The sequence below is a fragment of the Lysinibacillus fusiformis genome, assembly GCF_002845985.1.
Classification (GTDB): domain Bacteria; phylum Bacillota; class Bacilli; order Bacillales_A; family Planococcaceae; genus Lysinibacillus; species Lysinibacillus fusiformis_D.
In genome coordinates this window covers 178,361-191,077 of sequence record NZ_PDFK01000006.1, presented here as the reverse complement: position 1 = coordinate 191,077, position 12,717 = coordinate 178,361, and the positions used below count along the sequence as shown (strand labels likewise).

Annotated in this window: 14 protein-coding genes and 8 tRNA genes; 1 reads left to right on the top strand and 21 read right to left on the bottom strand. The window is 37.5% G+C overall.

The window, feature by feature from the left end:
- Nucleotides 1-126: 126 nt before the first annotated feature.
- The 20 genes from CRI88_RS18110 to acpS all read right to left on the bottom strand — a co-directional run bounded on the left by CRI88_RS18110 (nucleotide 127) and on the right by acpS (nucleotide 11,103).
- Nucleotides 127-200 (bottom strand) — tRNA-Gly (locus CRI88_RS18110).
- A gap of 18 nt (nucleotides 201-218) precedes the next feature.
- Nucleotides 219-295 (bottom strand) — tRNA-Arg (locus CRI88_RS18105).
- A 26-nt stretch (nucleotides 296-321) separates the two neighbouring features.
- Nucleotides 322-407 (bottom strand) — tRNA-Leu (locus tag CRI88_RS18100).
- Between the two features lie 66 nt (nucleotides 408-473).
- Nucleotides 474-546, bottom strand: a tRNA-Lys gene (locus CRI88_RS18095).
- A 15-nt stretch (nucleotides 547-561) separates the two neighbouring features.
- Nucleotides 562-636: transfer RNA gene (locus CRI88_RS18090), tRNA-Gln, on the bottom strand.
- Nucleotides 637-641: 5 nt separating this feature from the next.
- Nucleotides 642-717, bottom strand: a tRNA-Asp gene (locus tag CRI88_RS18085).
- Nucleotides 718-748: 31 nt separating this feature from the next.
- Nucleotides 749-820, bottom strand: a tRNA-Glu gene (locus CRI88_RS18080).
- A gap of 1 nt (nucleotide 821) precedes the next feature.
- A tRNA-Asn gene (locus CRI88_RS18075) sits at nucleotides 822-898 on the bottom strand.
- Nucleotides 899-987: 89 nt separating this feature from the next.
- Complete coding sequence (locus CRI88_RS18070; protein ID WP_036119086.1) at nucleotides 988-1,446, bottom strand: SprT family protein; 459 nt, start codon at nucleotides 1,444-1,446, stop codon at nucleotides 988-990.
- A gap of 74 nt (nucleotides 1,447-1,520) precedes the next feature.
- Complete coding sequence (locus CRI88_RS18065; protein ID WP_036119089.1) at nucleotides 1,521-3,689, bottom strand: Tex family protein; 2,169 nt, start codon at nucleotides 3,687-3,689, stop codon at nucleotides 1,521-1,523.
- A gap of 137 nt (nucleotides 3,690-3,826) precedes the next feature.
- Nucleotides 3,827-4,612 (bottom strand): RNA polymerase sigma factor SigB, encoded by a 786-nt coding sequence (gene sigB / locus CRI88_RS18060; protein WP_036119097.1) that lies wholly within the window; start codon nucleotides 4,610-4,612, stop codon nucleotides 3,827-3,829.
- A complete protein-coding gene (rsbW, locus tag CRI88_RS18055) occupies nucleotides 4,590-5,060 on the bottom strand; it encodes an anti-sigma B factor RsbW (RefSeq protein ID WP_036119099.1) in 471 nt (156 codons plus the stop codon). The genes sigB and rsbW overlap by 23 nt, the downstream gene beginning before the upstream one ends.
- Nucleotides 5,060-5,392, bottom strand: a complete 333-nt coding sequence (locus tag CRI88_RS18050) for an STAS domain-containing protein (protein ID WP_036119101.1) — start codon at nucleotides 5,390-5,392, stop codon at nucleotides 5,060-5,062. The genes rsbW and CRI88_RS18050 overlap by 1 nt, the downstream gene beginning before the upstream one ends.
- 63 nt (nucleotides 5,393-5,455) lie before the next feature.
- A complete protein-coding gene (locus CRI88_RS18045) occupies nucleotides 5,456-6,406 on the bottom strand; it encodes a PP2C family protein-serine/threonine phosphatase (protein ID WP_051891592.1) in 951 nt (316 codons plus the stop codon).
- Nucleotides 6,407-6,463: 57 nt separating this feature from the next.
- Nucleotides 6,464-6,865 carry an anti-sigma regulatory factor gene (locus CRI88_RS18040; RefSeq protein WP_036119108.1) on the bottom strand — a complete coding sequence of 134 codons (402 nt, stop codon included), beginning with the start codon at nucleotides 6,863-6,865 and terminating at the stop codon, nucleotides 6,464-6,466.
- Nucleotides 6,866-7,277: 412 nt separating this feature from the next.
- On the bottom strand, nucleotides 7,278-7,628 hold the full coding sequence (locus tag CRI88_RS18035; RefSeq protein ID WP_004232054.1) for a type II toxin-antitoxin system PemK/MazF family toxin: 351 nt from the start codon (nucleotides 7,626-7,628) through the stop codon (nucleotides 7,278-7,280).
- A gap of 4 nt (nucleotides 7,629-7,632) precedes the next feature.
- Nucleotides 7,633-7,896 carry a hypothetical protein gene (locus CRI88_RS18030; protein WP_036119113.1) on the bottom strand — a complete coding sequence of 88 codons (264 nt, stop codon included), beginning with the start codon at nucleotides 7,894-7,896 and terminating at the stop codon, nucleotides 7,633-7,635.
- A gap of 335 nt (nucleotides 7,897-8,231) precedes the next feature.
- The gene (gene alr, locus CRI88_RS18025; RefSeq protein WP_036119117.1) at nucleotides 8,232-9,353 is read right to left on the bottom strand and encodes an alanine racemase; all 1,122 of its coding nucleotides are present in this window, start codon (nucleotides 9,351-9,353) and stop codon (nucleotides 8,232-8,234) included.
- A 213-nt stretch (nucleotides 9,354-9,566) separates the two neighbouring features.
- Nucleotides 9,567-10,625, bottom strand: a complete 1,059-nt coding sequence (locus CRI88_RS18020; protein WP_036119122.1) for a LolA family protein — start codon at nucleotides 10,623-10,625, stop codon at nucleotides 9,567-9,569.
- 124 nt (nucleotides 10,626-10,749) lie between these two features.
- A complete protein-coding gene (gene acpS / locus CRI88_RS18015; RefSeq protein WP_036119125.1) occupies nucleotides 10,750-11,103 on the bottom strand; it encodes a holo-ACP synthase in 354 nt (117 codons plus the stop codon).
- A 64-nt stretch (nucleotides 11,104-11,167) separates the two neighbouring features.
- Here acpS and CRI88_RS18010 point away from each other — a divergent pair, with 64 nt between their 5' ends.
- Entirely contained in the window at nucleotides 11,168-11,791 is a 624-nt protein-coding gene (locus CRI88_RS18010; RefSeq protein ID WP_036119129.1) for a rhomboid family intramembrane serine protease, read from the top strand.
- 61 nt (nucleotides 11,792-11,852) lie between these two features.
- Here CRI88_RS18010 and CRI88_RS18005 read toward each other — a convergent pair whose 3' ends face one another.
- Nucleotides 11,853-12,428, bottom strand: a complete 576-nt coding sequence (locus CRI88_RS18005) for a GNAT family N-acetyltransferase (protein ID WP_036119132.1) — start codon at nucleotides 12,426-12,428, stop codon at nucleotides 11,853-11,855.
- Between the last annotated feature and the right edge of the window lie 289 nt (nucleotides 12,429-12,717).

The following is a 12,717-nucleotide window of genomic DNA, read 5'->3' as shown; positions in this document are numbered from 1 at the left end:
CCAAAGCTAGTTACTGAAAACTTTATTGATTACGTTTTGCTTGTTCAGTTTTCAAGGTTCATATCATTGTCTCTTCGGACAACTTCTTTAGTCTATCAGACAACCGGAAAGTTGTCAACACTTTTTTGGAGCGGGTGATGAGAATCGAACTCACGACATCAGCTTGGAAGGCTGAGGTTTTACCATTAAACTACACCCGCATAATATGATTTATAAATTGGCGCGCCCGGCAGGAGTCGAACCCACAACCTTCTGATCCGTAGTCAGACGCTCTATCCAATTGAGCTACGGGCGCATATAAGAATATAAAATTAATTGACTTGGTGCGGCCGAGAGGACTTGAACCTCCACGGGGTTGCCCCCACTAGGCCCTCAACCTAGCGCGTCTGCCATTCCGCCACGACCGCATTCAATCAGTAACTTTCTCATTATACTACAAGGATCTGAGAAGTCAATGTTTTTTCCTAAAAAGATGAGCCATGAAGGACTCGAACCTTCGACCCTCTGATTAAAAGTCAGATGCTCTACCAACTGAGCTAATGGCTCAAATTAAGAAATGAATGGCTGGGGTACTAGGATTCGAACCTAGGCATGACGGAATCAAAATCCGTTGCCTTACCGCTTGGCTATACCCCAAAAAGTGGCGGTCCCGACCGGGATCGAACCGGCGATCTCCTGCGTGACAGGCAGGCATGTTAACCGCTACACCACGGGACCAATAAATAGTATTAATTAAATTATGAAGAAATGACCCCTACGGGATTCGAACCCGTGTTACCGCCGTGAAAGGGCGGTGTCTTAACCACTTGACCAAGGGGCCATGGCTCCGAAGGCAGGACTCGAACCTGCGACAACCTGATTAACAGTCAGGTGCTACTACCAACTGAGCTACTTCGGAATACTATGTTTTGCTGTCGTCGTTATCTTGTCGACTTTTATTATTATAGGGACAACTCAACAAAACGTCAACTATTTTTTTATAATTTTTTATTCCACTAGTATTAGCCTACCCAAACACTTACTACAGCAATACTTCTCAACATTCATTTTTATTTTCCGTACATATAGTTGTTGGCAATTGACACAAGTATAAGTATGACGATGATGTCTTTTAGTTGTAGCTTTAGGGGGTTGTAAAACTGAGCAAAATCGAGGTGCATTTACTTTTCTTAATAGCTCTCGAAAATCTTTATCTCGATGTTGATACCCTTTACCTTCAATATGTAAATGATAATGACATAATTCATGGAGTACAATACCTTCAATCTCTCTATAGCCATATAACTCATAGGCTTTCGGGTTTATCTCAATATTATGAGATTGTAAAAGATATCGTCCACCAGTTGAACGTAATCTAGCATTAAAGTAAGCCTGATGCTGAAAAGGTTTTTGAAAGCTTTCCAAGGATAAGCTGTGAACAAGTTGTTGTAACTCCTCATTGTTCATATATTAATCACCTCTAACAACAAGAATACCACACTGTGTAGTATAGACAGTGTGGTAAATATTTATTACTTAAATTATAATGTTTGATTTTTAGGCGGAAGCATTGTTAAAGAAATACGCCCTTTATTGACATCTATTTGTTCTACCCATACTGTGACAATATCACCTAGTGCAACAACTTCTAACGGATGTTTAATGCGTTTGTTTTGTAATTTAGATATATGCACCAACCCGTCTTGCTTTACGCCAATATCAACAAACGCTCCAAAGTCCACCACATTTCTCACTGTGCCCTGCAGTTCCATACCTACTTTTAAATCTTCCATTTTTAATACATCTGTTTTAAGCAAAGGCTGTGGGAAAGCATCACGTGGGTCACGACTTGGTTTCATTAAAGTATCCACAATATCTTGAATAGTCACAACACCTATGCCAAGCACGCTACTTAAATTTTGAATATCTAAAGCTGCAATAGCTTCTTCGGCTTTCGGCGTCCCTAGCTCTTTTTTATCAATTTGAGCTTCTGCTAATATTTGTTCAGCTAAATCATAGCTCTCTGGGTGAATACCTGTAGCATCGAACGGATTTTTTGCTTCAGGGACACGTAAGAAGCCGATAGCTTGTTCATACGTTTTAGCACCTAGCCTTGGAATCTTCTTTAATTGTGCACGTGTAGAAAATTGACCATTTTCTTCTCGCATCTTCACGATATTCTCTGCAACTGTTTTGGATAAACCAGAAACGTATTGTAAGAGTGAAGAAGAAGCCGTGTTTACATCAACCCCTACTTTGTTAACAGCAGTTTCTACTATAAAAGTTAGTGATTCATTTAATTTTTTTTGAGAAACATCATGCTGATACTGACCTACACCAACCGCTTTAGGTTCAATTTTCACTAACTCCGATAAAGGATCTTGTAAACGGCGTGCAATGGACACAGCACTACGCTGCTCAACCTGTAAATCGGGAAATTCAGCCCGTGCAATATCTGACGCTGAATAAACAGATGCTCCCGCTTCGTTGACAATAACATACGCAACATCAGTAGTAAGTTCATTTAGTACATCTGCAATAAATTGTTCTGTTTCACGCGATGCTGTACCATTACCAATTGCAATTATGCTTATTGGATATTTTTCTAAAATTCCTTTCACAGTAGCTTTCGCTTTTGCTACATCTGGTTTAGGAGGATGTGGATAAATAGCTGTAACCTCTAACATTTTCCCCGTTTCATCTACAACTGCTAACTTACAACCTGTGCGGTAAGCTGGGTCAACCCCCAATACATATTTCCCTTTCATAGGTGGCTGCAGTAATAAATTACGTAAATTCTCAGAGAAAATATGAATTGCTTGTGTTTCAGCTTTCTCTGTCAATTCGTTTCGTAATTCTCTTTCAATCGAAGGCTGAATTAAACGTTTGTACGAATCTTCAATTGCCAGTTTTACTTCTGCAATTGCAGGAGATGAGCCAATTGCAGGTATCCATTCCTTCCACATAATCATCAAAACTCTGTCTACTGGCACTTGGATTGAAACCTTTAAAACTTCCTCTTTTTCTCCACGGTTGATCGCTAAGATGCGATGCGGAACGATGCGATTAACAGGTTCTTCATACTCGTAATACATTTCAAAAACATTTTTTTCATCGATCTCAGCATTTTTTACAGTCGTTACAAGGACTCCATCTTTCCATGAATAGGCGCGGATTTTTTCACGAATCGCAGCATCATCCGCAAAACGTTCTGCTAAAATATCTCGTGCGCCCATTAGTGCTTCTTCTGTATTGGCAACCTGTTCATTATCCACAAAACCAACCGCTAGCTGCTCTAATGCGTCATTACTAAACGCCAAGAGAAGTTCTGCAAGAGGTTCTAATCCTTTTTCTTTGGCAATCGTCGCCTTTGTACGTCTTTTTTGCTTGTAAGGTCTATATAAATCCTCTACCCGCTGTAAGACGGTTGCAGCAAGTATGGCTTTTTCTAATTCTGGTGTAAGTTTTTCTTGCTCTCGGATTAATCGAATAACCTCTTCTTTCCGTTGTTCAAGTTGCTGTATGTAGTGATAACGATCCTCCACAGCTTTAATTTGCACCTCGTCGAGAGAGCCCGTTGCTTCCTTTCGATAACGTGCAATAAATGGTACCGTATTTCCCTCTTCTAATAACTTAATAACAGCATCTACTTGCCCTGGTTTGACTACAACATCCTTTGCAATGAGCTGTAACATTTGCTTTTGTTCCACATCATCACTACCTTTTTCTTTTCATTTTACCATTACACTTTACTAAAAATGCAAAAAGATAGTCTACTCAGACGAATATGAGTAGACTATCTTCATCCATTTATAAGTGTTTAACACATAAAACACCCAAAGAAAGATTAGAGCGAAACACCGCCACTTGCTAGAATAGCCTCTTGTAATTTCTTAATTGCTTTCCTTTGTATTCGAGATACATGCATTTGAGAAATTCCTAATCGTTCTCCAGCTTCTTTTTGACTAAGTTGCTCTAAATATGTAAGCTGAATAATTTGTTTTTCCCTTTCATTTAACACAACAAGCGCCTCTGAAACAATCATGCGTTTATTAGTCATTTCATAACCATCGTCTTCCCTACCCAAAATATCGAATAAGGTGACTGTACTGCCATCTGAATCTGACTCTATCGAATGATCCATAGAAAGAGCTTGATAGCTACGGCTCATTTCCATCGCTTCCAATACCTCTTCCTCGGCTACTTCTAATCGCTCAGCAATATCTTGAATAGAAGGAGAACGCTGCAATTCAATCGTCAGCGCCTCCACTGTTGATTTGATTCTCGGTCCTAATTCTTTTATTCGTCTAGGCACATGAACATCCCATGTTTTATCACGTAAAAAACGCTTGATTTCTCCAACAATCGTTGGCACAGCAAATGCTTCAAAACTACGACCAACATTCGGATCAAAACGTCTGATTGCACCTAACAATCCCAGCATCCCTACTTGAACAATATCATCATAATAAGATTTACCATTCGAATATTTACGAGCTATTGACTCAACTAGATATCGATAATGAATCACTAATTTTGTTTGCGCTTCATCATCCTCCGTTGACTGGTACAATTCAATCCACTTTAGTATATCTTCCTTGGATGAAGATTTATGTAGTGATTCTTTCGACATTTTTTTCCACCTGCTCTCTAGCGACATACTTTGTCATGAAGACAGTTACGCCACCATCGTTATTGATCATCACCTCATCCATCAAAGTTTCCATTAAATAAAGTCCTAAGCCACCTTCTCTTAGCCCTGCAATACTTTCCTCAGGATGATACGGTCCAATCTTAGACTTGATCTCTTCGAAATTAAAGCTGTTGCCATAATCCGCAATCATCATTTCCATTTTATTGTCATACAAAGCACACCCGATGACAATTTCACCTTCTTCTTCATCCTTATAAGCATGGTGAACAACATTTGTCACAGCCTCACTTGCAGCAATTTTTAAATCTTCGATATCATCATAACTAAAGCCAATCCTACTAGCTAAGCCCGAGACAGTTAATCGAATGACACTGACAAATTGCGGTTTAGCAGGAACTCTAATTTCAATATAGTCAAATTCCTTCATTATTTTAATTCCACCTTTTTATCAGTTTCAATATCCATCAAATCACTTAGACCCGTAATTTCAAACAATCTTTGCAATCTATTCGATAAACCAACTAGCTTCACTTTGCCATTTTCACGTAATGCTCTTTTATAAAAGGCAACAAATATCCCAAGACCTGTACTGTCCATGTAATTTACTTTTGATAAATCAAGTTCAATTTCTAATCCGTCTGTAATCTTTACCGCTTCTAATTCCTCTCTTAAACCAGACGCGGTAAATGTATCGATTTCCCCTTCAACAAAACCAAATAATTTATGATCAATCTCTTTAAAATATATTGTTACGTCCATATAGCACACCTCCACCATATTTGTTAGACTATTGTCTATTCCCTATTTTATTAATAATTAAACCTATTTTTTTAAAATAACGACAGTAAAATCATCCGATAGTTTAAAATTCTGAGCTTTCTCTATTTCCTTATAAAGAAGTTGGCACAACTGCTGGGCTGTTAAATGTCTATTTTGTTTTATTAAAGTTGTAATAACCTCTCTAGAATTCAAGTCTTCCTTTGCTCTAAATTCAGTCACACCATCGGTCATCATAATAATTAAATCATTGTCCTCTAAAACAATGTCATGAAACGAATATTTTGTTTCAGGTAAAACACCGAGTAATAAGCCTTTAGCCTCCAAAGAATAGAATCGATCGTCCTTGGCAATATAGTGTAACGCTGGCTCATGACCTGCCGAGGCATAAGAAAAGATATTGTGTTGTACATCTAAGCATCCATAAAACATAGAAACAAACATACTGTCGTCCACACCTTTTTCAATTACCCTGTTAATGACTTCTAAAACATAGGAAGGATCTTTATATGCATATCCTAATGTTTCAAGTCCATATTTCACCATCGACATACATAACGCAGCAGGAACTCCCTTGCCGACAACATCTGTCACTGCCACACTTAAATATTCTTCACCATCATGAAAAAAATGTACATAATCACCATTCATTCTACGAATAGGAACTGAAATCATTCCTATATCAATACTTTCTAGCTGCGGCACATATGTTTTCAATAGCGTTTTTTGAATGTTTGTCGCAATTTTCATTTCCATCTCGTATTCAGCTTGCTTTTGAAGTAAGCTTTGATGCTCTCTATGTGCCATCCCATAATGAACCATCACTTCAATAAGAAAATCATAGGCTGGCTGTGATTCACTCATTTGATCAGGAAATATTTGTTCAACAGCATTTTTATGAATACTAACAACATCCTCTGGGGATATATTTTTTTGAATTAACTGACGCGTGAAATTTTGAGCAATATATAAATTTCTTTCAGTTTGGCTGACCATATAATCTGATAATATTTTTTTATACTGAGCTTCTAATTGTTTCAATTTCTTCACGTCCTAACGCAACCATTTTTCCGCCCTTATTGTTGTACCCACTCCCATGACAGATTGAATATCTAAACTGTCCATCAATCGTTTAACACCTGGTAAACCAGCTCCTAACCCTCCTGAAGTAGAATAACCATCCTCCATTACTTTGCGAACATTTTGAATCCCAGGTCCTTTATCTGTTGCAATAACGACTATTTTCTTTTCATGATCTATCTCAACCCTTTCAATTTCAATCGTCCCTATATTCGCATATAAATATATATTTCGTGCTAATTCACTAATTGCTGTGGTTATACGAGCTTGATCAACAGTGCCAAATCCAAGTGCTCTTGCTTCATTACGCCCCAGTTGTCTTGCTGCCACAATATCCCACTCTGTAATAATTTCAACCGAAGACTTACATGTCACTGCTGTCCCTCCATTCCCTTACAGAGTTATACTCTTACACTATAGTTCGACCTGCTGGACTTAAATTAAACTTCATAACGTCTATTAATGGAATATTCTATGTAAATTTTCATATACCTTTTAAGAATTTTTTCAAAAATCTATTTTTATTAAAAATCTTGAATATATCTTAAAGCTTTTTGTACTATTTATCAATTACGCCTCAACGGAATTTAGCTCCGATTTATTGAAGCTGCTCGAAAAACTTTTCTTCAAAATTGTGACTTCTGCCAGAGGTTTTATCTAACAAAATTGAACTTTTATGGAGAGTTGGCCAGCTGAATCAAGATAAATAGTAAATTCAAACTATCGATAGAGAACAAAAAAAGCACCGAGATTTTATTATCTCGATGCTTCTATACACATATGTATATCAAAATTTAACTAGACCTAAACTAATCATCAACGCTCCATCAACTTTTTCCATCACAGCATGATCAAGTTGCGTAATACGATCCGTCAATCTTGACTTATCAATTGTCCGCACCTGTTCTAGCAAAATAACCGAATCACGTTCAAAACCATACTTTTCAGCATTGATTTCAACGTGTGTCGGTAACTTTGCCTTTTGAATCTGTGCAGTGATAGCTGCGATGATGACAGTCGGACTAAATCGATTGCCAATATCATTTTGAATAATCAGCACCGGTCTAGTGCCTCCTTGTTCAGAACCTATTACCGGTGATAAGTCTGCAAAAAAAACGTCACCACGTTTTACATTCAAAGTGTCATCCCCCGCTAACGAGACGCTCCACCATATGCTGTGCTTCATATTCTGCATGCAAGCATTCACTCGCAATCATTAAATTAATATGAGACATTTCAACATATCCTTTAATCATAGCTTCCCGTATTTGATTTGGTTGCTCCTGCATTAAATTTTTGCGCGCCAAAGTACGCACAAAAGATTCACCTTCAATTACTTCCTTTGTTTGTAGAAATAGTCTGTCTTGAACAGCAATTGTAGCTTCTCTTAACTTTTTCTCGTACACAGCAAGCACCTCCAACGGAACCATACACTTTTTCATTACTTCTCATTCTATCATTGAAAGATATTGTTGAAAAGACATGAAATGACAAAATATCTGACAATTTGAAGTACAAATTGTAAAAATATGTTGGTTGTCGAAGGTATATGCTGAATAATTATTATTGCAATGTTCTTCCAAATATGAGTTACTTTATGTTTGGAAAAGAAATAAGTTCTCCAGTGCTAATTTATTTACCAAATTCAACTTTTACATTGGAATGGTGCTCATTACATTACAGTGAATGCTATTGAGAGAATGTGTACTGTGTATCAGTAACTAATTCTAATGAAGGTTCATTAAAAGTATATTCTAGGAACTCTTGCTGTTATAATGCATGGTATTTCATAATTAATTGTTTCAAGCTTTGTAGCCCACTCATCGATGGAAATCACATGCTGTCCTTGTTGACCAATGAGTGTTACCTTCTCACCTATAGCATATGCTTTTGGTAGCGCAACCATACATTGGTCCATACAAATTCGTCCAACAATCGGCACTTTCTGTCCATCAACCAATACTTCTTGTCCACCTAACTTACGAATTACGCCATCTGCATAGCCAATCGGAATAGTTCCTATCCACGTCTCCGTCTGAGCAGTAAACGTAGCGCCATAGCCAACTGATTCACCTGCTTTGATTTGCTTCACATGAACAAGTTCACTCTCAAGCGAGAAGGCAGGTTTTAGTGGGAATGGTAAAATGCTTTCCACATAGGGAGAAGGAGATAATCCATACAGCGATATCCCATATCGAACAGCATCATACTGTAGGTGTGAATTTTTCACTAATGAAGCTGCCGTATTAGATGCATGAACAAGTCGCGGCTTTAAAGGCATGACTGATAAACACTTCTCAAAAAACTGTACTTGCTGATTAAAATGTGTCGAATTTTCTTCATCCGCTGTCGCAAAGTGAGTGAATATGCCATCTAGCTCCACATTAGCTGTAGACTGTATGGTTTCGTATAGTTCTACTAGCTCTTGCTCTGAGCGAATGCCTAGTCTCCCCATTCCACTATCTACTTTTATATGTAGACGCAAAGGAAGTTCTTCATTCACTAAAAGAGGAGCTGCTTGTTGAATCCAATCACTAGCAAATGCTGTAAGAATAATACGCTGTTGTGCTGCATAAGGAGCAAAGGAAACAGGAGATGCACCTAATATTAGTATGTCTGGTTCTTCAAAATGTGCTCGTATATGTAATGCTTCGTCGGGCGTTGCCACTGCAAGTATTGTGGCACCAGCCTCAAGTGCCGCCCGTGCAACGGCTACATCTCCATGGCCGTACGCATTTGCCTTTACTACAGCAATAATTTGAACATTAGGTTGTAAAAATTCTTTTAAATTTTTAACGTTCTGTTGGATTGCTTGCAAGTCTATCATTGCTTTGGTTGGTCGAAAATACTGCTGTGTCTTCATAAGAATACCCTCTTTATTTTTAATTAAAACACTATGTATGACATACATTTGTTCTAGTACGTCTATTTAGCTTGTCCACACAATGTTATTGTTCCATTCTCCAGAACTCTCACTTTAAAGGAAATAACTTAACATTTTCTAAACAGTGAGATCTTATTTCATATTGTCAATAAGCTACAGCTTTCATATTTCTGAAAGCTGTAGCTAGCAAAGTTACTTCATACTACTTATCGTCATAGATGTAGCAACTTCAATCATCTCTTCTCGCGTCAACTTGCTTGAAGCTACAAAGAATTCAACACCATCTTTTTCCCAACTAATCGATGTATCTGTAATAGCTCCTATTGTATAGCCTAAGTCAACTGGATCACCAGGTGACGATACTGGTAACATTGAATTTTCCTTTGTTACTGGTTGCTGCATAACTGTAAATGCCTTTTCACCATCGAAAGTTAGGATAACACGTTCCATACCATTTTCTTGCACAACTTTTTCATTCGCTAATTGTGCCCAATTTAGAACAGGATAATGTGTTTGGAATTCTTGATATTCAACTTCTGCACCAACTGCTTCTTTTTCATCTTTTCCTTCTTGCCCCTCTTTGTCAGCAGGTGTAGCTTGTTCACCTTTCGTGCTATCTTTATCAGTGAATTGTTCAACAGCATACTCTTTTGCAGCATGTTGCACACCTAATTTTATTTTCTTAAAGGTGATACGAATTTGCTCTTCCTTCACATCATTCATAATCGCTACAGAGGTTGGCAATAAAGTTTTCTTATCTACCGTAATGACTTGATGAGGCATACTATTTTTATAGCTATTTCTAGTAGCCGCTTCAAATATATATGCTTTTTCTTCTTCTTTCATGACAAGATTTTTATCTTCTGCTAAATCTTCTGCTAGCGCTCCAATTAAGTAAGCCTGACTATTTTTCTTTGGCCAGTCACTTTGGAATTTATACATTTTGTTTAATGTCGGTGTTACTACAAAAACGCCATCAGCATTACGCACAATCATTTGAGAAACATCTTTCCCACTTTCGACTACTTCTACTCGATAGAAATCAGGTTTTGTATGCCATACTGTCACATCATAATTTCTTGGCTCACCACCAGATTTAATCTCCATCGATGCATTTAACTCATAACCATTTGTTTCTGCCCATTTACCATTCACTTTCTTCAACACTTTTTCCTGTGAGGCTGCACCACATGCCGACAGAAGTAATATCGTACAAAGTAAGACGAGCCATTTAACTATACGGTTGCCCACGCTTTCACCCTTTCTTCTTTCAAATCCACTACGACAATATATGAACCGTATTTGTCAGTTATGTCATTTGAAGAAAGGGCAATATATTTAAATTTATAAGCCAACCTTTTAGACAAGTTAAGTACTATTCTAATAAGATTACTTGAGCAGCCGCATATTGTTTAGAATGCGTAATACTAACAAATCCATTGACAAGCTCTTCCTTAAAATATAAGACGGGATTGCCAGCCTCTCCTCTTAATATCTCCATATCATGAAGCTTACATTGTTCCCCAAGGCCTGTTCCTAGCGCTTTCGAAAATGCTTCTTTAGCAGCAAATCGCCCTGCCAAAAATTCTATTTTACGAGTTTCTGAATGACCGTCAAATAATTTTTTTTCCTTAACTGTTAAAATGCGATCTTTAAATTTATCTGTACGTTTCATGGCTTTTTCAATACGATCTATTTCTACAATATCAAGACCAATTCCCTTAATCATGTGACCTTCTCCTTTACCTATTTCCAACAAGGCATGTATAATAATTGTAAATTGAGGTGGAGCCATGTTTAGTAGAACAGAAAATTTTAAGCAATATACAAAGTATTACCCTATTGTTTCAACTTTAATAGCAATTAACTTAACGCTTTATGTATTGTCTCTTATACCCGGCGTCGGAACACTCTTGTGGAATTACGGAATCCAAGCAAATTTCCTGATTCAAAATGGTGAATGGTGGCGTGTCTTTTCCGCAATGTTTTTACATGCAGGATTTATGCATATGTTTTTTAATATGTTTTCCTTATATCTCTTTGGTCCAGAGCTTGAAAAAATCGCAGGTAAAGCACGCTTCATCACAATTTATTTGGTTTCAGGTATTGTAGGCAACATGGCAACCTATATCTTCTATGATAGTAGTTATGCGAGTCTTGGTGCAAGTGGGGCTATTTTTGGAATTTTTGGTGCTTTTGGGGCATTAGTTTACTATACACGTCGTACAATGCCAATGCTTCGTAAGCTCATCTTACCAATCATCATCATAAGTGTCATCATGACATTTCTTCAACCAAATGTGAATGTTTATGCACATTTAGGCGGTTTAGTAACAGGTTTCATTCTTGGACTTGTCTATTTACACCCAAAAAGAATTTTAAGCTGGCGTAAACAAAAGATGTCGGGTAGACCATAAAACTTAAAAGAGGAGCAGCTCAATCATGGAGTTGCTCCTTTTTCATTAGAACGAATACATGCTATAAAATCACAGTGGCCTCATTTGCCATCTTAACCTTTTTCCATTCAGCGGCGGTTAAGCCATAAACAACTTGGTCAACATGATGATCATAAAGCCACTCTGCATCCCTTAAACGCCCTTCTTCATGGAAGCCCAATACTTTGGGAATTGTACGACTGCGAATATTCCCTACCGCTACACGTACTTCAATACGATTTAACATTAAATAATTAAAAGCATAATCAATCAATGCTTTCATTGAATTTGTTACGAGCCCCTTCCCCACAAACTCATTTCCTAGCCAGTAGCCAATGCTTGTCCATTTATGCTGCCAGTTGATTTGATGATAGCCAATTACGCCTGCAAGCTCTCCATCATAGTAAATCCCTGCTTGTATACCATTATGATCAGCATATTGTTGCATAGCCTTTTTGACGAATTGCTCTGTATCTTCTACAGTTTTAACACTATCTACAAATGGCAGCCATTCACGTAATGTATCCCTTGAACGGTCAGTTAAAGCAAATAATTCATCTACATCACTCAAGTCTAATAGCTTTAAATAAGCGCTTTCATTAATATCATATTTAAACAAAGTCCCCCACCCCTTTTGTTCTATTTATTTTATTATAAACAGCATTCACATATATTTATAGTTAAAAAAGCTAATCCTTCCATAAAATTGAAAGGGTTAGCTTCATGTTGTTGAAAAAAGGTGATGTCAATGGCAGAAACAGCCATTTCGAAAGGCTAGGAGTTAATTTCCCTTCCGTTAGCGTTCTTTCCAGGGAGCGTCCGATGAGCCGTAGTAAATAAAATAGCTCATTATTTGTATGATTGGAGAAAGGATGGCCTCTTATGTTCGATGTGGAGAAGTGATGAGT

Bases quoted from the DNA above. Each gene is read 5' to 3' on its own strand.
- CRI88_RS18070 (WP_036119086.1), bottom strand. From the start codon at position 1,446: ATGAACAATGAGGAGTTACAACAACTTGTTCACAGCTTATCCTTGGAA.
- sigB (WP_036119097.1), bottom strand. From the start codon at position 4,612: ATGTCGAAAGAATCACTACATAAATCTTCATCCAAGGAAGATATACTA.
- rsbW (WP_036119099.1), bottom strand. From the start codon at position 5,060: ATGAAGGAATTTGACTATATTGAAATTAGAGTTCCTGCTAAACCGCAA.
- CRI88_RS18050 (WP_036119101.1), bottom strand. From the start codon at position 5,392: ATGGACGTAACAATATATTTTAAAGAGATTGATCATAAATTATTTGGT.
- CRI88_RS18045 (WP_051891592.1), bottom strand. From the start codon at position 6,406: ATGGTCAGCCAAACTGAAAGAAATTTATATATTGCTCAAAATTTCACG.
- alr (WP_036119117.1), bottom strand. From the start codon at position 9,353: ATGAAGACACAGCAGTATTTTCGACCAACCAAAGCAATGATAGACTTG.
- acpS (WP_036119125.1), bottom strand. From the start codon at position 11,103: ATGATTAAGGGAATTGGTCTTGATATTGTAGAAATAGATCGTATTGAA.
- CRI88_RS18010 (WP_036119129.1), top strand. From the start codon at position 11,168: ATGTTTAGTAGAACAGAAAATTTTAAGCAATATACAAAGTATTACCCT.